At 37.7% G+C, this 24,796-nt stretch carries 22 protein-coding genes and 1 pseudogene; 14 read left to right on the plus strand and 9 right to left on the minus strand.

Translation table 11 applies throughout. The annotated features are described in order from the left end of the window. Positions 1 to 149 precede the first annotated feature (149 nt). The 7 genes and pseudogenes from tpiA to AM305_RS01000 all read left to right on the plus strand — a co-directional run bounded on the left by tpiA (position 150) and on the right by AM305_RS01000 (position 7,014). The gene (tpiA, locus tag AM305_RS00970) at positions 150 to 941 is read left to right on the plus strand and encodes a triose-phosphate isomerase (RefSeq protein ID WP_005822259.1); all 792 of its coding nucleotides are present in this window, start codon (positions 150 to 152) and stop codon (positions 939 to 941) included. Positions 942 to 1,192: 251 nt separating this feature from the next. Further along, a pseudogene (locus AM305_RS12875) lies at positions 1,193 to 1,966 on the plus strand (heme/hemin ABC transporter substrate-binding protein). Next, the gene (locus AM305_RS00980) at positions 1,966 to 2,958 is read left to right on the plus strand and encodes a FecCD family ABC transporter permease (protein WP_005822261.1); all 993 of its coding nucleotides are present in this window, start codon (positions 1,966 to 1,968) and stop codon (positions 2,956 to 2,958) included. The pseudogene AM305_RS12875 and the gene AM305_RS00980 overlap by 1 nt, the downstream one beginning before the upstream one ends. Continuing rightward, positions 2,955 to 3,755: a heme ABC transporter ATP-binding protein gene (locus tag AM305_RS00985; protein WP_005822262.1), complete on the plus strand. Its 801-nt coding sequence runs from the start codon at positions 2,955 to 2,957 to the stop codon at positions 3,753 to 3,755. The genes AM305_RS00980 and AM305_RS00985 overlap by 4 nt, the downstream gene beginning before the upstream one ends. Positions 3,756 to 3,774: 19 nt before the next feature. Continuing rightward, entirely contained in the window at positions 3,775 to 4,269 is a 495-nt protein-coding gene (gene hutX, locus AM305_RS00990) for a heme utilization cystosolic carrier protein HutX (RefSeq protein WP_005822264.1), read from the plus strand. Positions 4,270 to 4,279: 10 nt separating this feature from the next. Next, positions 4,280 to 4,807 (plus strand): heme utilization protein HutZ, encoded by a 528-nt coding sequence (gene hutZ, locus AM305_RS00995; protein ID WP_005822266.1) that lies wholly within the window; start codon positions 4,280 to 4,282, stop codon positions 4,805 to 4,807. Between the two features lie 41 nt (positions 4,808 to 4,848). Next, positions 4,849 to 7,014, plus strand: a complete 2,166-nt coding sequence (locus tag AM305_RS01000; protein WP_005822268.1) for a TonB-dependent hemoglobin/transferrin/lactoferrin family receptor — start codon at positions 4,849 to 4,851, stop codon at positions 7,012 to 7,014. A gap of 248 nt (positions 7,015 to 7,262) precedes the next feature. Here the strand turns inward: AM305_RS01000 and AM305_RS01005 are convergent, their stop codons facing one another. Next, positions 7,263 to 7,475 (minus strand): cold-shock protein, encoded by a 213-nt coding sequence (locus AM305_RS01005; protein WP_005820317.1) that lies wholly within the window; start codon positions 7,473 to 7,475, stop codon positions 7,263 to 7,265. 319 nt (positions 7,476 to 7,794) lie between these two features. Here AM305_RS01005 and proQ point away from each other — a divergent pair, with 319 nt between their 5' ends. The 6 genes from proQ (at position 7,795) to argH (ending at position 15,137) form a co-directional block, all read left to right on the plus strand. Further along, on the plus strand, positions 7,795 to 8,361 hold the full coding sequence (proQ, locus tag AM305_RS01010; RefSeq protein WP_005822270.1) for an RNA chaperone ProQ: 567 nt from the start codon (positions 7,795 to 7,797) through the stop codon (positions 8,359 to 8,361). Between the two features lie 120 nt (positions 8,362 to 8,481). Beyond that, positions 8,482 to 10,497 (plus strand): carboxy terminal-processing peptidase, encoded by a 2,016-nt coding sequence (prc, locus tag AM305_RS01015; protein ID WP_005822272.1) that lies wholly within the window; start codon positions 8,482 to 8,484, stop codon positions 10,495 to 10,497. A gap of 105 nt (positions 10,498 to 10,602) precedes the next feature. Then, positions 10,603 to 12,222 carry a L,D-transpeptidase family protein gene (locus AM305_RS01020; protein ID WP_005822274.1) on the plus strand — a complete coding sequence of 540 codons (1,620 nt, stop codon included), beginning with the start codon at positions 10,603 to 10,605 and terminating at the stop codon, positions 12,220 to 12,222. Positions 12,223 to 12,387: 165 nt separating this feature from the next. After that, entirely contained in the window at positions 12,388 to 12,945 is a 558-nt protein-coding gene (gene mepK, locus AM305_RS01025; protein WP_005822276.1) for a peptidoglycan L,D-endopeptidase MepK, read from the plus strand. 9 nt (positions 12,946 to 12,954) lie between these two features. Continuing rightward, entirely contained in the window at positions 12,955 to 13,584 is a 630-nt protein-coding gene (locus AM305_RS01030; protein WP_005822278.1) for an MBL fold metallo-hydrolase, read from the plus strand. A gap of 176 nt (positions 13,585 to 13,760) precedes the next feature. Next, complete coding sequence (argH, locus tag AM305_RS01035; protein ID WP_005822280.1) at positions 13,761 to 15,137, plus strand: argininosuccinate lyase; 1,377 nt, start codon at positions 13,761 to 13,763, stop codon at positions 15,135 to 15,137. A 48-nt stretch (positions 15,138 to 15,185) separates the two neighbouring features. Here argH and manA read toward each other — a convergent pair whose 3' ends face one another. The 7 genes from manA to AM305_RS01070 form a co-directional block, all read right to left on the minus strand. Then, a complete protein-coding gene (gene manA / locus AM305_RS01040; RefSeq protein WP_005822282.1) occupies positions 15,186 to 16,391 on the minus strand; it encodes a mannose-6-phosphate isomerase, class I in 1,206 nt (401 codons plus the stop codon). Between the two features lie 44 nt (positions 16,392 to 16,435). After that, positions 16,436 to 17,710: an MFS transporter gene (uhpC, locus tag AM305_RS01045; RefSeq protein WP_005822284.1), complete on the minus strand. Its 1,275-nt coding sequence runs from the start codon at positions 17,708 to 17,710 to the stop codon at positions 16,436 to 16,438. Positions 17,711 to 17,715: 5 nt separating this feature from the next. Then, positions 17,716 to 19,221 (minus strand): signal transduction histidine-protein kinase/phosphatase UhpB, encoded by a 1,506-nt coding sequence (gene uhpB / locus AM305_RS01050; protein WP_005822286.1) that lies wholly within the window; start codon positions 19,219 to 19,221, stop codon positions 17,716 to 17,718. A 3-nt stretch (positions 19,222 to 19,224) separates the two neighbouring features. After that, positions 19,225 to 19,830, minus strand: coding sequence for a response regulator (locus AM305_RS01055; RefSeq protein WP_005822288.1), 606 nt, complete (start codon positions 19,828 to 19,830; stop codon positions 19,225 to 19,227). A gap of 79 nt (positions 19,831 to 19,909) precedes the next feature. Continuing rightward, positions 19,910 to 21,295 (minus strand): hexose-6-phosphate:phosphate antiporter, encoded by a 1,386-nt coding sequence (gene uhpT, locus AM305_RS01060; RefSeq protein WP_005822289.1) that lies wholly within the window; start codon positions 21,293 to 21,295, stop codon positions 19,910 to 19,912. Positions 21,296 to 21,476: 181 nt separating this feature from the next. Further along, positions 21,477 to 22,115 carry a thiol:disulfide interchange protein DsbA gene (gene dsbA, locus AM305_RS01065; RefSeq protein WP_005822291.1) on the minus strand — a complete coding sequence of 213 codons (639 nt, stop codon included), beginning with the start codon at positions 22,113 to 22,115 and terminating at the stop codon, positions 21,477 to 21,479. Between the two features lie 42 nt (positions 22,116 to 22,157). Then, a complete protein-coding gene (locus AM305_RS01070; protein WP_005822292.1) occupies positions 22,158 to 22,427 on the minus strand; it encodes a YihD family protein in 270 nt (89 codons plus the stop codon). 83 nt (positions 22,428 to 22,510) lie between these two features. On the opposite strand from AM305_RS01070, the gene mobA reads away from it, so the two are divergent. Continuing rightward, positions 22,511 to 23,626 (plus strand): molybdenum cofactor guanylyltransferase MobA, encoded by a 1,116-nt coding sequence (gene mobA / locus AM305_RS01075; RefSeq protein WP_005822294.1) that lies wholly within the window; start codon positions 22,511 to 22,513, stop codon positions 23,624 to 23,626. A 48-nt stretch (positions 23,627 to 23,674) separates the two neighbouring features. On the opposite strand, the gene trpS is transcribed toward mobA, so the two are convergent. Beyond that, positions 23,675 to 24,703, minus strand: a complete 1,029-nt coding sequence (gene trpS / locus AM305_RS01080) for a tryptophan--tRNA ligase (protein ID WP_005822296.1) — start codon at positions 24,701 to 24,703, stop codon at positions 23,675 to 23,677. Positions 24,704 to 24,796 lie beyond the last annotated feature (93 nt).

Here is a 24,796-nt window from a genome sequence, read left to right on the forward strand (position 1 = left end):
TTGATTTAATATACAGTAAAGTGTTTTTATCCAGAGAATTTTAGCTAAATCAAATAAATCATAGATAACGCTCGCAATCGCTATGCGAAACCTCATAAAATTTGGTACACTTGATTGGCTTAATTTTATATCTAATAGGAGAAACCAAAATGGCACGTCGTCCACTTGTAATGGGTAACTGGAAATTAAACGGTAGCAAAGCATTCACTAAAGAATTAGTCGAAGGCTTAAAACGTGAATTAGATGGCGTAACTGGCTGTGATGTTGCGATTGCACCACCGGTAATGTACTTAGCAGAAGCGGAAGCAGCATTAGCAAGTTGTGGCTGCGATTGCAGTACGAAAAAAATCATCTCTTTAGGTGCGCAAAACGTTGATATTAACGTACAAGGTGCATTTACTGGTGATATTTCAACAGAAATGTTAAAAGATTTCGGTGCGAAATATATCATCATTGGTCACTCTGAGCGCCGTACCTACCACAAAGAAAGCGATGAATTTATTGCGAAAAAATTTGAAGCAATTAAAAAAGCAGGTTTAGTACCAGTATTATGTATTGGTGAATCTGAGGCTGAAAACGAAGCGGGTCAAACAGAAGCAGTATGTGCAAAACAAATTGATGCAGTAATCAATGCATTAGGTGTTGAAGCATTTAACGGTGCCGTAATCGCATACGAACCAATCTGGGCAATCGGTACAGGTAAATCTGCAACTCCAGCACAAGCTCAAGCGGTTCACGCATTTATCCGTGGTCATATTGCAGCGAAATCACAAGCAGTTGCGGATCAAGTAATTATCCAATACGGTGGTTCTGTAAATGATGCGAACGCAGCAGAATTATTCACACAACCGGATATTGATGGCGCATTAGTTGGTGGTGCATCATTAAAAGCACCAGCATTTGCGGTTATCGTAAAAGCAGCAGAAAAAGCGAAAGCGTAATTTTTCCCAATTAAATATTTTTAATCCTGATAAGGCTATTGGCTTTATCAGGATTTTTTTATCGGTTGTATAGCTATCTTATTTAGTTCTTCCCTTCTGTTTATCTTTATATTTTAACAAATTTCTAACATAAAATACTTGATCTAAATCTAATTGCGAATTATTATCAATAATAAAATAAGGAGATTGATATGATATTCGTAAAAAAATTATTTCTCTTTTCTTCAGCAGTAATACTATCCGCTGTCACAATGGCACAAGAACGTATTGTGAGTATTGGCGGTGATGTGACTGAAATTATTTATGCATTAAATGCCGAGCAACATTTAGTCGGTCGAGATAGTACCAGCATGATCCCACAAGCAGTTAATGCCTTACCTGATATTGGTTATATGCGTCAACTCAATGCCGAAGGCATTTTGGCATTAAAACCAACCAAAGTCATCGCAACCGAAGTCGCCCAACCTTCTATCGTCTTGGAACAGCTGAAATCCGCAGGAGTAAACGTAGATACCATTCCGTTTAAATACAGTGCTGAAAATGTGGTTGAGAAAATCAAAAAGGTGGGTGAAAGCCTTGGAAAGCAAACGTAAGCGGTCACTTTAGCTGAAAATTTTGCAAATGAACTTAAAGCCATTCCGAATTCACCTTTAGATGTTCGCATTTTGTTTGTGCTAAATCGTGCGGGGGCAAATCAAACAGTAGCAGGGAAAGATACTGTAGCCGATGAAGCGATTAAATTGATCGGTGCTAAAAATGCGATGGAAAATAATGTCCGCTTTGTGCCGATTTCACAAGAAGGCGTGATTGTTGCGAATCCTGATTTAATCGTGATGACCCGTTTAGGCATACAAAATTTAGGCTCAACCGAGAAAGTCTGGGAATTACCGGGTATTGCACATACCAATGCAGGCAAAAATAAACAGCTTGTGATCGTAGAAGATATTGCCTTTATGTCCTTTGGTTTAACCACGCCCAAAGCCCTTTTAGCACTTCGCCAAGCAGCTGAACAGGTGAAAAAATAATGGCTAACCGTGCGGTTTGGTTAATTGGCTTGCTGATCTTTTTATTGGTCGCCGTGTTAATCACGTCAAATATAGGTGCGTTGTCTTTGACTTGGCACGATCTTTGGCATAGTCAGATCAATGATAACCAATGGCAAATTTGGCTCAACATACGTTTACCCCGTATTTTATTGGCAGTTTTAGTCGGTTTAGCCCTTGCACTGTCAGGCTCATTATTTCAGGGACTTTTTCATAACCCGATGGCAGATCCTGCATTAATCGGGGTAAATAGTGGTGCTGCGTTAGCGGTCGGATTATCGATCTTAATTCCTAGCCTATTACCCACGGAGTTTGCCCTTTACAGCACAATGGTTGCTGCCTTTATCGGTAGTTTAATCGTTTCGACGCTGATTTATGCCTTGAGTTACCGCTCCCACGCTTCTGTCAATAAATTATTACTGGCGGGCATTGCAGTTAATGCCCTTTGTTTTGCTGCAGTCGGTGTTTTGACTTATTTAAGTAACGATCAACAGCTACGTCAATTTAGCCTTTGGACAATGGGTAGCCTTGGGCAAGCACAATGGAAGCCGGTATTAGTTGCAACTTTTGTCATTATTCCAACCGCTTGTTATTCGCTACTGCTGGCAAAGCAACTCAATTTATTACAACTTGGCGATGAAGAAGCACATTATTTAGGCGTTAATGTCATCCGCTTAAAAAAACAGCTCATTCTACTAGGGGCATTACTAGTTGGGGCAGCGGTTGCAGTAAGCGGAGCGATTGGCTTTATCGGCTTAGTAATTCCCCATTTAGTTCGATTCAAATTAGGAGCGGATCATCGCTGGGTTTTACCTGCATCCGCTTTGTGTGGGGCTATTTTACTGTTAATTGCGGACACTATTGCTAGAACTGTGATTGCTCCAGCTGAATTGCCTGTGGGAATGCTTACTAGCCTCATCGGTGCCCCCTATTTTTTATGGTTAGTGGTTCGTTACAAGGAAGGAAGCCGATGATTTGCAAAAATTTCTCAGAATCTGACCGCTTGTTAGTGGTTGAAAAGCTCTCTTTCCAGCTACAACAGCAACCGATTTTGCAAAATATTTCGTTTCACGTACCACAAGGGCAATTAACCGTGCTTATCGGCCCAAATGGTGCAGGGAAATCGACCTTGATGCGAATTTTATCAGGCTACGTAAAAGCTCAAGGAGATTGTGCGTTTCACCAAAAAGCACTGAGCGAGTATTCCCCCGTAGAACTGGCTCAGCAACGTGCGGTAATGCGACAACATAGCCAACTGAATTTCCCGTTTTCAGTGGAAGAAGTGATCCGCATGGGCGGTTATCATCGCCGTAAACAAGATGTTGAACGATGGCTCGAAACGGTGATTGAGATTACCGATTGCCAATCGCTACGCCATAAAGCCTACCGCCAATTATCTGGTGGCGAGCAACAACGTACCCAGCTGGCACGAGCGTTATTACAACTTTGGGCAGAAGAGATGCAAGGCAAACTGCTGTTTCTTGATGAACCAACATCTGCCTTTGATCTCTACCATCAACAGCAATGTTTACGCTTAATGAAACAACTTTGTACGGAAAAAGGGCTGACAGTATTTTGTATTTTGCACGATCTAAATCTCGCCTCTCTTTATGGCGATCACATTTTATTACTGGCAGACAAGCAGATTCAGGCACAAGGAAAGCCGCAAGATGTACTGACAGAAACGCTGATTCAGCAATGGTATAAGGCAGAAATTAAAACATTACCTCACTATGCCACCCAAACCCCACAGTTTCAATTTTGCTATTAAATGAATAAAAGGAGAGAAAATGACAAATCTTTCACAGCAAGTTGCAGATTATTTGGCACAAAATCCGAATGCGATTACCTTAGAAATCGCAGAACAGCTACAACAGCCTGAAGGGCATATTCTAATTTCGCTGCCTGAAATGTTCGTCAAATTATTTGATGCAAGCCGAGCAGAAGAAATTCTCACTGAAATCAGCCAATGGGGAACATTTACCACCATTATTGAGAAAGAAGGCTCGATTTTTGAGATCAAAGACCGTTTCCCAAGCGGTATCTTTGGATGTGGTTATTACAACTTAAATATGAAAGACGAAGAAGGCGCACTCAATGGGCATTTGAAACTAGACAGCATTGCGCACATCGCTTTCGTTAGCCTGCCTTTCCGTGGCAAAGAGAGCTATAACATTGCCTTCATTGCTCACAACGGACAGACCATTTTCAAAGTTTATCTCGGACGAGATGAGCAACGCCAATTGTTCCCTGAACAAGTTGAAAAATTTAAAGCATTTAATTAAAGGAGTTACTATGTCACAAACTAACCGTCAAGAAGTGTTACAAAATCGTTTAGGCCCTGAAATTCAGGCATTTAAACAGCAGATGAAAACAATTTTGCTCTCTACCGTTGATGCTGAAGGCAATCCAAATGTGAGCTATGCCCCTTTTGTTATTCACAATGGCGAATATCAAGTACTGATTTCAACCATTGCCCGCCATGCACGCAATTTACTTGAAGTGCCAAAAGTCTCACTCATGTTAATTGAAGATGAAAGCCAAAGTCGTGAAATTTTTGCTCGTCGCCGTTTAACCTTTGATGCATCAGCACGTATAGTTGAACGCCATAGCGCAGAATGGGAAGAAGCTATTCAAGCTCTTAAAGCTCGTCATGGCGATACGATCTCTAATTTAGCCAAACTTGAAGATTTCAAGCTTTTCTGTTTCAAGCCAAAAAAAGGCTTATTTGTTAAAGGCTTTGGGCAAGCATTCCAAGTCAGCACAGACGATTTAGTCAATTTCGTTCATTTGGATGAAGGGCATAAACATATTGAAGAATAAAAATATTTAAGTAAAAAAATAATATGTTAGATGGAGACTTTATGAGTAAAAAAGCACAACTGGCTATTTTCATAACAACGATCTGCTCTACACAAACTTCATTGGCTGAACAACCGATATCTTTAGAGGCAGTTGATGTGTTAGGTGGAGCAAATGAAGCAAATATTACTCAAAAACAGGTTGCTCAACAACATCCTAGAAATATAAAAGATCTATTTTCCAATGAACTTGATGTGCAAGTGAATGATTTACAACGCACACGTTCTGGTAATGATGGGATCAACATTCGAGGCTTACAGGGTAATCGTGTCGCAAGTAGTATTGATGGTATTCCGTTGCCTGAAACTCAAGAAAATAAATTAATGACCACCTTAGGATTAGACTTTGGTGGTGCTAACAGCGTAGAACCCACATCGTTACGTTCTGCGGCAGTTCAATATGGTGGTTCTTATCAATCGCTCTCAGGGAGTGTTGATTTCGCAACATTAGAACCAAATGATGTCATTAAATCGGGTAATGTCGGAGGCTTTGTCGCAACAGGTTATAATAGTGTCGATAAATCATTCTACGGCTCTATTGCTGGTGCAGCTAAAAATGATCGTTACGAAGGAGTTGTCTTAACCACTGCTCGTTTTGGACATGAAACGGAAAACCAAGGTACTATTGGTGGAGAAGGTGCAACAAGAACAAAAGCCGATCCTGCCGATTACAAAAACAGCTATGTCTTAGTCAAACAAGCCTACCAAATCAATGATGAACATAAGATCAAACTGACTTTTGAACATCAACAAAAAGCGAAAACAACAGAACTTCTCTCCAGTAATGGAGCATCTATTGATAGAGCAACAGGCACACAACTCTCTGGTTTTACTGACGATGAAAATCGTAGAACACGAGTTTCTTTAGGGCATGAGTATAAAAATGAAAAAGGTTGGCTAAACCAAGCTAATACCCAAATTTACTTCCAAAGCGCCCAAAATGAAAATTACCGTCAACGTCTATCGAACCGCTCAAACCGTACAGAAACAGGTGAAGTAAAACAAAAAACCTATGGCATTACCTCGCATTTAACTACCTTGATTGATAGCACCATACCGCAAGTATTACGCTATGGCATTGCGCATCATCAAGCAGATTTTGGAGCAGATTTACATTGTAATAGCTGTTCTAGCGGTCTAAGTTTTGATCCAATGGCAACCACCAAGCAGAGCAAAACGCATCTCTATCTTGAAGATGAATTAGCTTTAGGTAGCTTTATCATCACGCCACATTTAGGTGTATTGCACTATCGCTTTAATCCATCAAAATCTGGCTACGTGCAAGCGGCAGAACAATATGCCGCAGTGGAAGGTCAAAAACAGACGATTTTCTTACCTAAATTAAGTATGAACTGGAAAATAGCCCCAATTTTTGAACCTTATTTCCAATACTCTAAAGGCGTAAAAACACCTTCTGCACAGCAGTTGACTTCTTCCTTTGGTAATACTGTTGCAGTTGGCGGACGAATTATTCGACAATATGCTGTAGTTGGAAATCCAAACTTAAAAGCAGAAACGGCGGATAACTTCAGTCTTGGCTTTAAAGGAAGAAACGATAAGGTTCAGTACGATATCGCAGGTTATTACAATCGATATAAAAACTTTATTGATTGGGAATCTCGAGCAACAGCAACCCATAACCCATTGATCCAATATCAAAATCTCGATAAAGCAAAAATTTATGGTATCACTGCAAATGCAAAATGGAACTTTGTTGATAACTTTTATCTCTTAGGTGGGATCGCTTATTCAAAAGGTAAGTCAGAACATGATGGTGTAAAAGCTCCTATCAATACCATTCAACCACTCAAATTCAAAGCAGGATTCGGCTATGAAGGAGAGAACTTCGGTGGAAATATCCAACTTACCCATATAAAAGCCAAAGCGGATAAAGATATCAATGGAACGATTTACAATCCAACTAGGACCGTTAATCTGATCGATTTAGGCGTATATTGGAAACCGATTAAAGCATTGACTTTAACAGCTAATGTGAATAATCTCTTTGATAAGAAATATTGGAATTGGGCAGATGTTTCCTATTTCGCTGTACAGGGCTCATCAGCAGCAACTGGGGGACCGAATGCCTCAAGTCTCTCTGTGACTAATGCTGATACTTACACAGCTCCGGGGCGGAATTTTAATGTAGGTTTGAGGTACGAGTTTTAGTTTGCTATAAGCGGTCAAAATAGCGCAAAAAGTTGCAATACACTTTAAAAATAGGGGAAACCAAATATGGTATCCCCATTTATTTCTCAAATAAAGAATTGGTAATTTAGTCAATACCTGAAATTATGTGTCATAAAAAATGATCAAATACCCCACATAAGCTCACTTTGTTAGATTATCTGTAAAAGTGAGCTTGTTTGTGATCCGATTGCGATTTTAAGAGCACATTTTATCTTTAGCAATGATAATTAAATTTTTTTCACATTCGCAGCAGAAGCACCACGATCTGACGCTTGTACTTCAAATTCTACTTTTGCACCTTCTTCCAGAGTGCGGTATCCACCATTGCTTTCAATCGCAGAGAAGTGTACAAAAATATCTTCGCCACCTTGATCTGGAGCGATAAAGCCAAATCCTTTAGTTGCGTTAAACCATTTTACTGTGCCTGTTACTTTAGACATAAAAAATCCTTCTAAAAAATAAATACAAATTGCTTAAAGAGAGATGATGGGAATCGTAAAACACTCTCAATTATTTTAGAGAAGAACTAGATCACACATTAAGTCACAAAAGCCAAACGATTAGACCATTTATTCATCATGAAAGCAAACATTATTTTGATAAATTTGGAATAAGGGAACTTTTTAATGAAAGTATTTGCCTTATTTCTACAAAAGTCACTCGAAATGGTGGACGAAAAAGGGTAAATAAAATATAGTTACGCTTTTAGTCTTAGGCTATTCTTTTACCAGATTTTTTAGTAAAAAAACGGAAGATACTATGTCAGAACAACAATTAGATGCACAAATTGAAACAAGTGAAGCATCAACTCAACCCTCAGCAAATAAAGTGAATCCCCCTATTAAAGAGGTTATTGCTTATTTAGCAGAAAAATTCCCACTCTGTTTTATTACAGAAGGCGAGGTAAAACCATTAAAAATTGGTCTTTTCCAAGATTTAGCTGAAGCATTAGCTGATGATGAGAAAGTTAGTAAAACACAATTACGTCAAGTTTTACGAGCTTATACCATGAGCTGGCGCTATTTAGCAAGTTGTAAACCAAATGCTGTGCGTGTAGGGTTACAAGGCGAAGAGGCCGGTATTGTAAATGAGCAACAAGCAGAACATGCGGCGATTGCTTTAGCACAAGCAAAAGAAGCTTTTGAAGCGCGTAAAGCAGAGCAACGTAAGGCACAACGTAAAGAATTTTTCAAAAAACAGCGTGAAGAAGGTAAATCTGCATCTCAACATAAAGCAAAAAAAGCCTTTGTGAAGAAAAAAGTGGCAGATGCACCTAAAGCAACAGCGGAAAGTTTAGCGGCTTTAGCCAATAAATTTAGTCGATAATCTTTTTATGTAAAAACAAGCGGTAGGATTTTTTCAAGTTTTGCAAAAATTTGAAAAACACTACCGCTTGAGTGCATTTAGTTTTTTAATTTAGTTTTGAGTGAGCTGAATAAGGTAGATATGAAACTGAATAAAATAAATCGATTTGTTACATGCGTGGTAATGAGTCTCTTAGCTGGGCAAGCTTTTGCCGTCGAGCCACAAATTAAAGCAGACGCTTTAGTGACTCCAAAACCAACTGAGCAACATTCGCTTTCGACAAAGCGAGTCACAGCACGTTTAACACAATCACATTATCATAAATTCAAATTAGATGATGAGTTTGCGGGTAAAATTTTTAACCGTTATATGGATTGGTTAGATCCTGCGCATAATACTTTTTTACAGTCTGATGTTGATGAGATGCGTAAAAAATACGCATTAACTTTAGATGATGAATTATACGAAGGCAAATTAGATTCTGCTTTTGCTATGTATGATTTGATGATGAAACGTCGCTATGAGCGTTATCAATATGCGTTATCTTTATTAGATAAAGAGCCTAATTTAAAAACAAATGATGTTATTGAGAATGATCGCGAAAAAGCGCCTTTCCCAACAACAGCAGAAAATGCCGATAAATTATGGGAACAGCGTGTCAAAAATGACATTATTAACTTGTATTTAAAAGACAAAAAGTGGCCGGAAATTAAGAAAACATTAACTAAACGTTATAATTTAGCCATTAAGCGCTTAACGCAAGTAAAAGCAGATGATATTTTACAAACGTATTTAAATTCTTTTGCTCGTGAGATTGATCCGCATACAAGTTATTTATCACCTCGTGCGGCCAAAGCATTCCAAGAGAGTATGAACCTTTCTCTTGAAGGGATTGGTGCAACACTTTCAATGGAAGATGATGTTACAACAATCAAATCGCTCGTACCTGGTGCACCAGCGGCTCGTAGCAAGAAATTAGCTGTAGGCGATAAAATTGTGGGTGTAGGGCAAGGCGACAAAGGTGAAATTGAAGACGTCATTGGTTGGCGTTTAGATGATGTTGTCGATAAGATCAAAGGGAAAAAAGGTTCTAAGGTTCGTTTAGAGATTGAACCTGAAAAAGGCGGTAAAACGAAAATTATTACCCTGATTCGCGATAAAGTACGTATTGAAGATAGTGCTGCCAAACTGACTATTGATAAGATTGACGGAAAAAACATTGCGGTTATCAAAATCCCGACTTTCTATATTGGTTTAACAAAAGACGTGCGTAAATTATTAGACCAGATGAAAGAGAAAAAAGCAGAAGGTCTGATTATTGATTTACGTGAGAATGGTGGTGGTTCACTAACAGAAGTGATTGAACTATCAGGCTTATTTATTAAAGATGGTCCGGTTGTTCAAGTACGAGATGCATTTAATCGTATTAAGGTACATGAAGATCCGGAAGCAGATAAATCGGTTTATGATGGTAATTTAATGGTTATGATCAACCGTCATAGCGCTTCTGCTTCAGAAATTTTTGCAGCAGCAATGCAGGATTACAATCGTGCAATTATTGTTGGTCAGCAAACCTTTGGTAAAGGTACGGTTCAACAAAGCCGTTCATTAAATTTTGTATATGATTTAGATCAGGAGCCACTCGGCTATATTCAATATACGATTCAAAAATTCTACCGTATTAACGGTGGCAGTACCCAATTAAAAGGGGTTGAAGCAGATATTAAATTCCCTGAAATTATCAATGCTGCAAAAACAGGGGAAAGCTTCGAAGATAATGCGCTTCCTTGGGATAAAATTCCCGCAGCCTCTTACCAATTATCGGGTTCTGCTCGTAATGCTGTGGCAGAATTAACGAAGAAACATGAAGAGCGTATCGCAAAAGATCCTGAATTTATCGTATTAAATGAAGATATTGCACTACGTAAAGAGCGTGATGATCGTAAATTTACTTCATTAAATTTAGCTGAACGTCAGAAAGAAAACGATGAAGATGAAGCTAGACGATTGGCAAATCTTAACGAGCGTTTTAAACGTGAAGGCAAAAAAGTGTTAAAAAATATTGATGCTCTACCAAAAGACTATGAAGCACCAGATTTCTTCTTGAAAGAAACGGAGAAAATGATGGTTGATTGGTTAGAAATTGATAAAAAGTAACAAAATCGTATATAATGTAGCAATCCTTAAGCCGCTTATCAAAGAATGTATTGGACAAGCGGCTTAATTTTTTATTTTATGCAAAATAAAGAGTAAGAACTTACGATGAATAAAATTAAATTATTACCATTGATGATGGCTCTTTCTAGCGTAGCAATTGCTGAAACAGCTCCCGTTACTGAAGCACCCGTTGAGCAAGCCATGCCAGCAGCCACAGTAAATGCGCCTGCTGTTGAGCAAACCATTCCGGCTGTGACTCTGCCAGTCCATGATGGTGTTTTACCTCAATTAAGTTTTGAGGCCCAACAAACAAGAGCGGCTGAATTATCACAACGGGCAGATTATGCTTATGAGCAAGAGCTACTTCGTCAAGAACAAGCTCGTAAGTTAGCGGAAGCTGAACAGCAAATACAACAAACGATTGGTAGTAACGCCTTATTATTAAGCGCTACAACAGCAAAAATTTATTTAGATAATGGTTTTACACCGATGTGGAATGATCATTCGGTAGTTCGCCAATTTTTAAAAGAATACGCTGCATTTGCAGCAAGTGGCGTTTCAGCAAAATCAGCAAAAGCATTACAGCAAATCTTAAATCAACCTGAAGGTTTGGCTAAAGATATATTATTAACTGATAGTTTCTTAGACTATCTTTATTACAATAAAAATGTATATCGCAATGCAAATAATTGGCTATATAACTTAGGCTCATATTCACCTAAATCCCCTTCAGAAGAGCAAATTGCAATTTGGGTAAAATCGGTAAAAAATGGTAGCGTAGGACAATTCATCACAAATTTAGTGCCTCGTAATCATGTTTATCAGGAAACTCTACAACGTTTATTTATGATGTCTCCTGACGCCCCAATGACGACTAAGAAAGCGACGAAAGGAAAATCTAAAAATGTAGCAACCACACCTGTTGATGGAATTGTTGCAACGGGTTCAAACTCTTTCTATAAATTAGCATTAAATGCGCAGCGTTTACGCATTATTCCAAGTTTTAATAATGGTATCTTTGTCAATATTCCAAGTTACCAATTATACTATTTCCGTGATGGTCAATTAGCGTTACAGTCAAAAGTAATTGTTGGACGTGAAGATCGCCGTACACCGGTAATGTATAGTAAACTTAGTAATGTAGTTGTAAATCCGCCATGGAATGTACCAACGAGTATTTTAACAAAAGATATCGTACCCAAATTAGCAAGAAATCCAGGAATTGCTGATAGTTTGAGCTACGAAATTTTAGATGGTAGTGGCAATAAAGTGAATCCTCGTAGTGTGAATTGGTCTCAGTATTTGAATGCAAAAAGTATACCTTACCGCATTCGTCAAAAAGCGGGCGACGATAGTGCGTTAGGGCGTTATAAATTCAATATGCCAAGTTCAGATGCGATTTACTTACACGACACACCAAATCATGGACTATTTAGTCGTACTGATCGTGCTTTAAGCTCTGGTTGTGTTCGAGTGAATAAATCAAGTGAATTAGCGAGCATTTTATTAAGAGAAGCAGGTTGGTCTGCAGAAAAACAACAAAGTGTATTAGCAAGCAAGAAAACTACCTCTGTAAATATTCGCTCTGATAACCCTGTTTATTTATATTATGTTACATCATGGGTAGAAGGTGGCAAAGTGTATACCTTGCCGGATATTTATAAGTTAGATAGCAATATTCCAAAAACTTCTATTAGTTGGAATAAAGTAAAAAATGTGATCTAGTTCTCAAAAATGAAAAATTCCGAGAGGATTTTACCGCTTCTCGGAACTTTTTCTTTTATTATTACCCTAAAATTACATCATAATGATAAAACATGATAGATAGCAAATGGCTAAAGGGCTTTAACTATTTTCTATCTGTCATACTCAGCAGCAAAGTGAGGAAAAATGAATAAAATTAATATTCAACGCCGTAAATGGTTATCTCTAGGTGGTCTTGTATTAGGAGCGAGTCTTTTACCCAATCAAGTCATGGCAAGTTTATCAACAGTTACTCCACTTGCATTACGCTTCCGAAATATCAATACGGGAGATACTCATGCGGTTAAATTTAATGGTGGGAATTTGGCTTCTGCAGATCTGAAGCGACTTGATTATTTAATGCGTGATCGCCATACAGGACAAATTAAACATATCGATCCTAATTTATTTGTAAAATTAAATATGCTTCAACAACGTTTAGGTTTTCGTAACGCTGAAATTTTAGTATTAAGTGGCTATCGGTCAGCAAAAACAAATGCTGCTTTACGTAGAACTCATCGAGGTGTTGCAAGTAATAGTTTTCATATTCGTGGACAAGCAGTTGATTTTCAAATTTCTGGTGTCGCACTAAACAAAGTTAAGACGGCAGCAGAAAGTTTACATAACGGTGGTGTTGGTTATTATCCGCGTAGTAACTTTGTTCATGTGGACACTGGTCCTGTCAGAACATGGCGTGGAGTATAAATAACTGTTATGTTTAACTTACAGATTATTCCGGTTAGCCCTTTTCAACAAAATTGTTCTGTCATTTGGGATGATAATAAAAATGCGGCGATTATTGATGCTGGCGATAACGCAGATCGAATAATTCAATTTGTGGAACAGCAAGAACTTCACGTTGAAAAATTATTGATCACTCATGCTCATCTTGATCATATTATGGCAGTAGAAACTGTTCGTGATCATTTTGGAGCGCAGGTTTATGGTTCTCATCTTGCAGATAAACCGCTTTTTGAGCAATTACCACAAATGTGTGAAAAATTTGGATTACCGCCTGTGCAAGGCTTTTTACCTGATCATTGGCTCACAGAAGGCGATGAAGTGACGGTTGGTACTTTAAAATTTAATATTCGCCATTTACCTGGACATGCCCCAGGACATATCGGCTTTTTTGATTTTGAAAATAAAATTGCGTTTAGTGGCGATGTGTTGTTTAAAGATAGTATCGGGCGTACTGATCTCTATTTGGGGAATTTTGAGCAACTGATTGACACAATCAAAACAAAAATGTTTGATTTGGAAGACGATTTTATTATTATCCCAGGACATGGTGCTCATACCACAATAGGTAGAGAAAAAGCTCACAATCCGTTTTTAAAATAATCGTATTTTTCAAGCGGTTGGTTTTTGTAAAAAAGTTGCAAAAATCAACCGCTTTACTTTTTATTTCCATAAAAATCCAATTTAATTATAAATAATTATTGAATAATTTTGCATATTTATGCAAAATAAGCACATCATTTTTAAGCACTCTTAAATAGAAAGAAAGGAATAACATTATGGCACTTTGGGGTGGACGTTTTACACAAGAAGCAGACCAAAAATTCAAATTTTTTAATGACTCTCTACGTTTCGATTATCGTCTTGCATTACAAGATATTGATGGTTCAATCGGTTGGGCAAAAGCGATTACATCTGTTGGTATTTTAACAGAAGAAGAGCATCAACAGCTTGTCGCAGCATTAAAAGCGCTACGTGCAGAAATAGAACCTAAAATTGAAATTATTTTAAAAGATGATGCAGAAGATATTCATAGTTGGGTTGAATCAAAGCTCATTGAAAAAGTCGGAGATTTAGGTAAAAAACTCCATACCGGACGTAGCCGTAATGACCAAGTTGCAGTAGATATGAAAATGTGGTGTAAAGCACAAGTTGTTGTACTCCAAGAACGTATCCGTAACTTACAAGAAAAATTAGTCTTAACGGCAGAAGCAAATCAACAAGCCGTAATGCCGGGCTATACTCATTTACAACGTGCTCAACCAATTACTTTCGCACACTGGTGTATGGCATATTTTGAAATGTTAGAGCGTGATTACAGTCGTTTAGCCGATGCTTATAAGCGTATGCATACATGTCCACTTGGTTCAGGAGCATTAGCCGGTACAGCTTATGCCATCGATCGTGACCAACTTGCTCAAGATCTCGGCTTTAGTATTGGTACGCGTAATAGCTTAGACAGCGTATCGGATCGTGATCACGTTTTAGAACTTCTCTCAAATGCTTCAATTAGTATGGTGCATTTATCTCGTTTTGCAGAAGATTTAATTTTCTTTAATAGTGGTGAATCTGCATTCTTAGAACTTTCTGATCGTGTAACGTCTGGCTCATCGCTCATGCCACAAAAGAAAAACCCGGATGCATGTGAGTTAATTCGAGGAAAATCCGGACGTGTATTCGGTGCTTTAACTGGCTTGCTTACAACTTTAAAAGGATTGCCATTAGCTTATAACAAAGATATGCAAGAAGATAAAGAAGGTATTTTTGATGCGATGGAAACATGGCAAGCTTGCTTAGAAATTGGTGCTTTAGTGCTTGAAGATATCAATGTGAATGTTGAACGTACACGTGAAGCCGCACAACAAGGTTACTCTAATGCAACGGAACTAGCCGATTATTTAGTGGCGAAAGGTATTCCATTCCGTGAGGCGCACCATATTGTTGGAGAAGCGGTAGTTTATGCGATCAGTAAACGTGAACCTTTAGAATCATTATCTGTTTCAGAATTTAAACAGTTCCATAGTGTGATTGATGAAGATGTTTATCCGATTCTATCATTAGAATCTTGTTTAGAGAAACGTTGCGCGAAAGGTGGGGTAAATCCTGAGCGTGTCGCAGAGGCAATTCAGGCAGCTAAAGCTGTTTTAGCTATCTAATCGAAAATAGCAGAACGGAAATTCGTTCTGCTATTTTAATATGTTACTTTATTTAGGCAAATGCGCACTCACAGCATACCCTTCAATACATCCTTCAAGCTGGTAAGTACTATTGGCACCAATAAAGGCTGATTCACCTTGTTTAAGCGTTAATTCGGTATTTTCAGCAGTAATCTTTAATTCCCCTTGCATGACAAAAAGGATTTCCGCCGTTGAGGAATTAAGCTCAAATTTATCATTAGTCTGATAGCGAATTTGGCTCAAGGCAAAATCTTTAGCAGGCGTTGAGTAAGTAAAGATTGCTTGATTTTCATCAGCAATATCAATGAGTTGCGGTATAACTTCTCTGCAATCAACTACTCTGAGCAATTCAGGGATATCAATATGTTTTGGAGTAAGTCCGCCACGAATAACATTATCTGAACATGCCATTAATTCGATATTTTGACCACGTAAATAGGCATGTGGAATGCCGGCATCTTGGAAAATACCTTCCCCTTTTTTCACATGAACAATGTTAAATAAATAGAAGCAGATAAGTCCGGCATCTAATTTTTCGGGAGAAATTTCCATCGCTTCTAGAGTATAAAGCACCCAGTAGTCAGGATTTTCCATACTTAACTTTTGTTGTTGATAACGCGCTTTATTGCTTTCGATAATTGGATTAAGCCATGTACTTAATTGAAGTTGATCGGCTTGCATAATTTCTGCATAAAAGGTAGCAATATCCTGATTTTCTAATTTTTTTGCTAAATCAGTTAGAGATGGACGTTCGGATAAAACAGCCAACATTTCTGCTTTAGGTCTGAATCCATGTAGCAACCAGAAATCAGATAAAGCAATCATCATTTCCGGTTTATGATTTCTATCTTTATAGGTTCTTGTCGGATCTTTTAAATCAATTCCAGCCTCATTTTCTTTTGTAAACCCGTCTTCTGCCTGCTGTTTGGTTGGGTGTAGCTGAATTGAAAGCGGTTTTGCTACATCTAGAATTTTTAATAGATAAGGTAATTCTTTTCCAAAATACTCAAGGCTGGTTTGCCCTAATACTTGGGGATTCTCAGCAATAAAATCGGTTAAAGGACGGTTTTTTCCATTAATTTCAAGGTTTGAAGGGCTAGAGGTATGAGCACCTAACCACCATTCAGCATAGTAGGGCTGTGTTTTCTCAACGCCAAGCAATTCAGGAATATAATTTTGGCCTCCCCAAACATAGTGTTGAGGTGTACCCGTTAATTTATAAATATGCGTCATTTTTGTATCCTTTTTTAAGATAAATTATAAAGTGAAAAGAGGGATTAAGCTTCATTTTGCGCTTTTAAAAAGGGAAGCAATAATAAAGCGATGCCGGATGCAGCGCAAACTATCACAACGAAAAAGCCATTCCAATGGTAAGATTCCATAATAAGCGCTAATGGATAACCTGCAATAGCCGCACCTAAATAAGAAAAAAGACCAATAAATCCTGTTGCTGATCCCGGGGCTTTTTTGTGAGCGCACTCTGCTGCTGCCATACCAATCAGCATTTGCGGACCAAAAACAAAAAAGCCTGTCGCAAAAAAGACACTCGCTTGTAAGATAAAGTTTTCTTTAGGCATTAACCACAATGCAAGAATAGAAAAGAAAATGCCTATTGCGAAAAGTAATGCCATTGGGCCTCGGTTGCTTGAGAATAATTTGTCTGATCCCCAGCCTGCAACGAGCGATCCAAAAATCCCACCAATTTCAAATAAAGAGAGAGAGCTATTCGCAGAGACGAGATCGTAATGGTATTTTTCGGTTAAATAAATATTCCCCCAGTCATTAATTGCAGTTCGTACAATATATACAAGCGTATAGCTCAGCGCTAATAACCAAATATACTTATTAAAGAAAACATAATGGTGGAGAATCTCATGCCAATTGAGATTAGCCCCCTCTTTTTCTTGTGCTTGCTCTATCTTATCGTTTCTCCATTGCCCAATGCTTGGTAATCCAAGACTTTCAGGCGTATGTCTTAAGCGTGAGAAAAGAAATAGACTAATGATAATTGCGGTAATACCTGCAAGGGTAAATCCATAGCGCCAACTGTAATGGAGAGTTAAATAACCGACAATAAGTGGAATCATCGCGCCACCTACGTTATGTGCAGTATTCCAAATTGACCACCATAATCCCCTTTCATTACGAGAATACCATGTTGTTAGCAATTTAGAACAAGCAGGCCAGCCCCAACCTTGGAACCAAGCATTGATAACCCAAAGTGTGGTAAACATCAATACAGAGCTGGATAATCCAAAAAGGATATTTGTAATACCTGTAATCAAGAGTCCCCATGCCATAAAATGACGGGGATTGGCTTTATCTGAATACATGCCCGACACAAATTTAGAAATGCCATAAGTGATGTAAAACAAGGTCGCCATCATTCCAATATCATTTTTATCGATACCTAAATCTGTAATTAGAGTTGGCACAACGTAGTTAAAGCTTTTTCGGGTAAGATAAAAACCAGCATATCCAACATACATTCCAATCATGATATGGATACGCCAGTAACGATAAATGTGATCTTTCTCTTTTTCAATCTGCATTTTTATTAAAACCGAGGTAAGTTTATGATGATTTTTGTACCATGATTAGATTCATCATGCTCAATTTGTTTGGAAATAATTCTAAATTCGCCACACAAAATTTTGACCCTCTCTTTCATGCCTCTAATACCAAAACCTTGTGCTTCTTTTTGGAGATCAAAACCAATCCCGTTGTCTTGAATAATAATGTTAATTTGTTCAAAAATTTGAATAGAAATACTGGCCTCGGTCGCATGTGAATATTTAATAATATTATTTAAACTCTCTTGGCATAAACGATAAATCGTAATTTCTAATACATGTTCTAATTTTAATTGTTGCGGATTTTCCCAATGAAGTGAAATATCAATGCCTTGATGTTCAAAATCTAGCTCAATAAAAAGATTTTCGAGGGCTTCTTGTAATTCTAAATCATCTAATAATTTAGGGCGAATACGATTTAATAACCCTTTTGTTGTGTCGTAAACATTCAGAGAAAGATGCTCAATCGTTGTGGCAATATTTTCTTGATTTGCATTACTGCTTACTCGTTTTAATATACTTGCTTGTGTCCGAATCGCTGTAATATTTTGTCCGATTTCATCATGCAGTTCTCGAGAGATTTCTTTACGAATAGCCTCTTCAGAATTAATTAATTGTCTCGTCAGATTTTTATTTCTTTCTAGCTCAATAGACAAGCTTTGATTTAAATTTCGCTGATATTGAATACCCAATCCTAAAAAAATCCCTGTAATGGATTGAACAGAAATAGATAAAAAAAGATCTGCGATTTCCAGATTTGAGAAGCTATGCATCGCCGTAATTAAAGCGATACTATTGAGTAAAGTGCCTAAAAAAGCACCTTGCCATCCATATTGGAAAGCTAACAAAATAATCGGAATGGCTAAACAGAATAAGGCAAATCGATAAAATTCATTAGGTAATGTTGTTTGAATATAAATGTTTAAAGTAAAAAGCACTATATACATCAAGATATGTTTAGTTCTTAATGTAATGGGCTTTTTTACGAGGGTAGCGGTAAGAGGTAGCCATTTGGTATTGAATAAAAAATCATGCAATAAATAGCAAGTTGGAATAATTAATATTCCACCGGTAAAGCTCACCAGAAAAGTAAAATAAAATGCCGAATGGCTAATAACCAAACTGCTGATAAGACTTAATACAATAATAAAACTCAATTGAACCAGTAACTTTTGCCACTGCGATCCCACGTAATACGTATAAAAAAAAGACGTAATAGGGAAACTAAGCAGACTGATTAGAAATAAAGAAAACGCATTGAGTTCAGGAAATGAAAGAATGAGTAATAATAAAATAGTGTATTCTGCTGCATAGGCGATGAACCAATATTTTTTAGGGATATGTAAATTGATACCACATCTTAATGCAAAAGGAAGAAATAGAAATGCAAGCGTAGCATCTGAAAGCAAATAATCAGAAATAACCCATAAACAAAGATAGGAACAAAGGATTAAAAACCATGTGTAAGCAACAGTAAAGACAGATTTCATGTGTTATGCTATTTGTGGGTTAAGTAAATTCGCAAGCTCGACATTATTTTTAACATTTAACTTGCTCATCGCATTTGCTCGATGAACATGTACGGTTTTAAAACTTAAATTGAGTTTATCCGCAATTTCTTTTGCATCAAATCCTTGAATAAGGAGTTCACAGATTTCTCTTTCTCGTTTGGTGAGTTGCTCAATAGGGCTATTATTTCGAGAAGAGACTAATTTCGTGGTTAATTCAGGCATTAAATAAACACCACCGGCATAAACGGTTCTTACTGCTTGTATCAATTCTTCCGCACTACAACGCTTACTTAAATAGCCTTTTGCGCCTAATTCTAATGCTTTTTTGACGATAAGCTCCGAGTCATTTACGCTTAACATAATGCATCGAATACCGGACGGAATATCTTGTAATAAGGAAAGCCCATTCTCATCAGGCATTGAAATATCAAGAATACAAATATCGGGTTTAAGGCGAGGAAGATTTTGACGAGTTTCTTTTGCTGAACCAAATTCACCAATAACTTGAATATCCTCTTCAAGGGAAAGTAATTGCGAGAACCCGGCTCGAACAATCATATGATCATCAATTAGTACAACATTTATCATAAATTCCCCCTTATAAACGCCGATATTTTACAATATAAAAAATAATGCGGTGAGAAAAATCACCGCATTGATTGATTTATTATTTTGCTAATTTAGCTCTTTTTTGTCTACGGATTTTTTTCTCTTCCGCAAGCGCAACGAAGGCTAATAATACCATACAGACAATAGCAGAGGTATCTAACGCTGCAAATGTACCACTCCAACCGGTTAGACCAAAGATTGGTGTACCATCTGCAATCATACCTAAACCGAGTTTTGCGAAGCTATCACCGATTAAGTAAGCGAAAGTTCCTTTTACACCATCCGCTACTGCGATTGCTTTTTTCGGCACGAAACCTACTGCTGCAACCCCAATCAATAATTGTGGACCGAATACTAAGAAACCTAACACAAATAATGCGGTTAAATACATAATTTCGTTAGTTGCGAATTGATAGAATTCAAGTGTGAATACGATTAAGATTAATGCAACACAAGCGGTTAAAGCACGGCGACCATTTGCTAAATCAGATAAGTAACCCCATAAGAATGTACCTACTAATGCACCAACTTCAAAGAGTGCGAAACCTGAAATTGCAGCATCTTTTGAGAAGCCTAATTCTTGGTAAGCATACACAGGAGACCATTGGTCAATACCGATACGCACGATATATAAGAAGATATTTGCAAAGCATAATAACCAGATGACTTTGTTTCTTAATACATATTGAACAAAGATTTGCCATTTAGTTAATTGCTCTTCTTCTGCGTGGCGGTCTTCTTCACTCACTTCTTCTTCAAAGAGTTCTTCCGCTTTACCTAAACCATAAGCCTCAGGTGAATCTGAACCGTAGCGTAAACCTACAAAACCAACAATTAACGCAATGATTGATGGGAATACGAACATCCCAATTACGTGGCCATCGAAGAAAACGTTAGCACCAAATAATGCAACCCCTGCTGCCGCCGCACCACCAACGTTGTGTGATAAGTTCCAGAAACCTAAGAACGTCCCACGTTTTTTACGTGGTGTCCATTTAGTGATGGTTGAATAACTTGATGAACCACCTGTACTTTGGAAGAAACCACTTAATGCATAGAAAGCCACCATTAAGAACAATGCAACACTACCACCGCCCATACTTGCGCTAAAGCCAAGCATACAGATAGCGGAAAGAATCAGCATGAAAGGGACGAATTGTTTCGTATTTTTACCATCGGCATAATAAGACACAACGGTTTTACCAATACCATAGGTAATAGAGAAACCTAAACCGATTAAACCTAAATCTGTTTTGGTTAAACCATAGGTTTCAATCATATCATTTTGTGCAATGTTGAAATTCTTACGAATTAAATACATTGCCATATAACCAATAAATACAACCAAATAAGATTGCATAAATGGTTTAAACCACATTTTTCTTCTTTCTTCCACCGGAAGATCGAGAGTGGGTTTTCTCACTTCTTCTAAAAATTTAAACATAATTGCCTCAATATATAAGAGATAAAAAAGATGTTCGTATCTTAGAGAAATTACGTTAAATTTCCTTGAGAGAATAGCCTAAGAAAGATAGGAAAAATTCTTAATTTGCGATCGATTGATGAGATTTTGTGATATAGATCACATTATGGCGGAGAGATTCTCCGCCATAAGAAGAAGGGCGTTACTTACGAATTAAGAAAGTCACGGCATCAACATAACGTTGAATAAAATCATTTGTTGATTTTGAATCAGAAAAACCTTCAAGATTCATTTGATATTGCTCGTTTACGAAGAATGCCGGTACGCCTTGGATCTTGAAATCTTCAGCTGCTTGAACTTGCTTGTTCACTAAACCGTTTACTGCAAAGCTATTGATACCGTTATCAAAATCCGTTGCACTAATACCGTTTGCAACAAATACTGCTTTAATATCATCCATTGATTTGAATGCATCTTTTTGAGCGCCTTCAAATAACGCTGTTTTTACTTTGTCTTCAACACCTTGTGCCATCGCAAAAGCCCATGCACGAGTTAAATTCTCAGATTGACGACCTAAGAAATTTACATGGTATTGTACAAGTTTTGCACCTTCAGGTAATTTTGCTTTGATCTGAGAGGGAATTTTGTATGTCAATTCAAAATCGTAACAATGAGGGCAATAGAATGAGAAAAATTCTAATACCTCTTTTTGTGCTGATGGTGCTTGTCTTACGCTAATGTATTCTTTTCCTTCTACCGGGTCTGCAGCTAAAGCGGTCGAATTTACTGCGAATAACGCAGATAATGCAATAAATGTACTTTTTAATGCGATGTTTTTCATGTTTTTTCCTTTTTGTTTAAACGATCGGAGTATTTGACCCCATTAATCTTTTAAAATTCCACGGGCTTTTAATAAGGCGGTTTTAAAATCGTCTTCGTAATCTTTTTTAAGACCTGGGATAGGTTCAAATTTATCGGCATTACGCATTTTTAGCTGATAAATTAATACTTCATCGCGTAATGCGGGGTAGTTATCTGGCTCGCCTACTTCAACAGAAAGTTGTTGTAGAATATCCATTAAGTGTAAATCCGGATTTTTACGCCAATGTTCACCTAATAACTCCAGTAACTCTTCCAAACGTTTACATTTCATAAATTGCCTCTAAAAAATCTTGTTGAAAATTGAGTCGGATCATATACTTTTAGCCCACGTTTTGCAAAGAAAACCAAACTGTTATGATAAATATCACTGAACATATTTCCGCCGTTATTTTAGCAGGGGGATTAGCTCGCCGGATGAATGGCGTAGAAAAAGGCTTGCAACTTTTATCAGGCAAGCCGTTGATTTCCCATATTTTAGAAAGGTTGCAACCTCAATTAGCCGGTGGACAAATTTATCTTAATATCAACCGATCATTTGCAGAATACCAGTGTCATTATCCACAGCTTCCGTTTTATCAAGATACATTAGCAGACTTTCAAGGCGCATTAAGTGGAATGCTGACTGGCTTACAACAAATTGAAAGTGACTATCTTTTATTTGTTCCCTGTGATACGCCTTTTTTGCCTAAAAATTTGCTAGATAGGCTCTATACGGCATTAAAAATAAATGAGGCTAAAATTGCTTATGCTCATGATGGCGAGCGTCCTCACCCTACTTTTGCTCTAGTCCACCGCTCGGTGGCATTGGATTTATCACATTATTTACAATCGGGAGAACGCCGACTTTATTGGTTCTTTCGCACTCAAAATAGTGTTGCCGTTGATTTTTCAGAACAAGTAAAAGCATTTAAGAATGTGAATACATTGGATGACTTGGCAGCTGAAAATCAACAGCGCCATCGTTTTGATATACCTGTCTTAGCAATCACAGGGTATAGTGGCACAGGAAAGACAACATTATTGGAAAAATTGATCCCAAATTTAACCGCTTGCGGAATTCGAGTAGGGCTGATTAAACATTCTCATCACAATATTGAAGTGGATAAAGTGGGAAAAGATAGCCATCGTTTGCGTTTAGCCGGTGCTAATCCAACGGCGATTGCTTGTGATCAACGTTGGGCGTTGATGGTTGAAACACCGGATCAAGCGGTTGATTTTCAACAAATTTTTGCAAAATTTTCATCGAAAGAAATCGATTTACTTCTAGTTGAGGGATTTAAGCATGAGAAGCTACCTAAAATTCAACTACATCGGAAAGGCATTGAAAAACCGCTTCCTGAATTAGATGAATGGGCGATCGCAACAGCGACAGATTATCCGTTAGAAAGAGAAAACCACTTAAATATCAATGACATTGATGAAATTAGTCAATTTGTTCAGGAATGGTTAAAGGAAACAGTAGGGAAATAAAATGAAGCCACGTAGGATTATTTTTACGTGGCTTTATGTAACTTTTGATTATTGTACAAATCCAACTAATTTATACACTTCATCAAGCGTTTTCTTCGCGCGAGCTCGTGCTTTTTCAGCACCTTCACGGAAGATTTTTTCAAGTAAAGCTTCATCTTGACGGAAATGGTTGTAGCGTTCTTGTAGTTCGGTAAGCAGTTCAGATACACGATCGGCAACTTCTGTTTTTAAATGACCATACATTTTGCCTTCAAACTCTGCTTCTAATTCCGCAATGCTTTTGCCTGTAACCGCCGATAAAATATCAAGTAAGTTAGACACACCGGCTTTATTTTTTTGATCGTATTTTACCATTGGCGGTTCATCGCCATCGGTCATCGCACGTTTGATTTTTTTCGCCACGGCTTTTGGATCTTCTAATAAACCAATAACGTTATTACGGTTATCATCCGATTTTGACATTTTCTTCGTAGGCTCAAGCAATGACATCACACGAGCACCGGCTTTACCAATGAAAACTTCAGGGATTGCAAAAACAGGCTGAACTAAATTCCCTTCTTGATCTTTTTGCCCATATAATGCATTGAAACGGTTAGCAATATCTCGGGTAATTTCTAAATGTTGTTTTTGGTCATCGCCAACCGGCACTTGGTTCGCTTGATATAACAAAATATCCGCTGCCATCAATACAGGGTAAGTAAATAAACCTACGTTTACATTCTCTTCATAACGGGCTGATTTATCTTTAAACTGTGTCATTCGGCTCATTTCGCCAAAGTAGGTGTAGCAGTTTAAGATCCACGCTAATTGTGTATGTTCAGGGACGTGTGATTGAATAAAGATCGTGCTTTTATTCGGATCAATACCACAGGCTAAATAAAGGGCTAAAACGTCTAATGATGCTTTACGTAACGCTTGAGGATCTTGACGCACGGTAATGGCGTGCAAATCAACGATACAAAATAGGCAATCATAGTCATCTTGCATTTTTACCCAGTTACGTAATGCACCGAGATAGTTACCAATCGTTAATTCGCCGGAAGGCTGAACACCACTAAATACAATAGGTTTACTCATAATCAATTCTCTTTGAAATATAACAAATAATGCGACTATCTTAGCTTTTCTCACTATTTTTGTAAAACAACAAACAAAATTTGTTGTGAATCA

It is taken from the genome of Actinobacillus minor NM305, from assembly GCF_000175195.1.
In the GTDB taxonomy this organism is placed as follows: Bacteria; Pseudomonadota; Gammaproteobacteria; order Enterobacterales; family Pasteurellaceae; genus Haemophilus_A; species Haemophilus_A minor.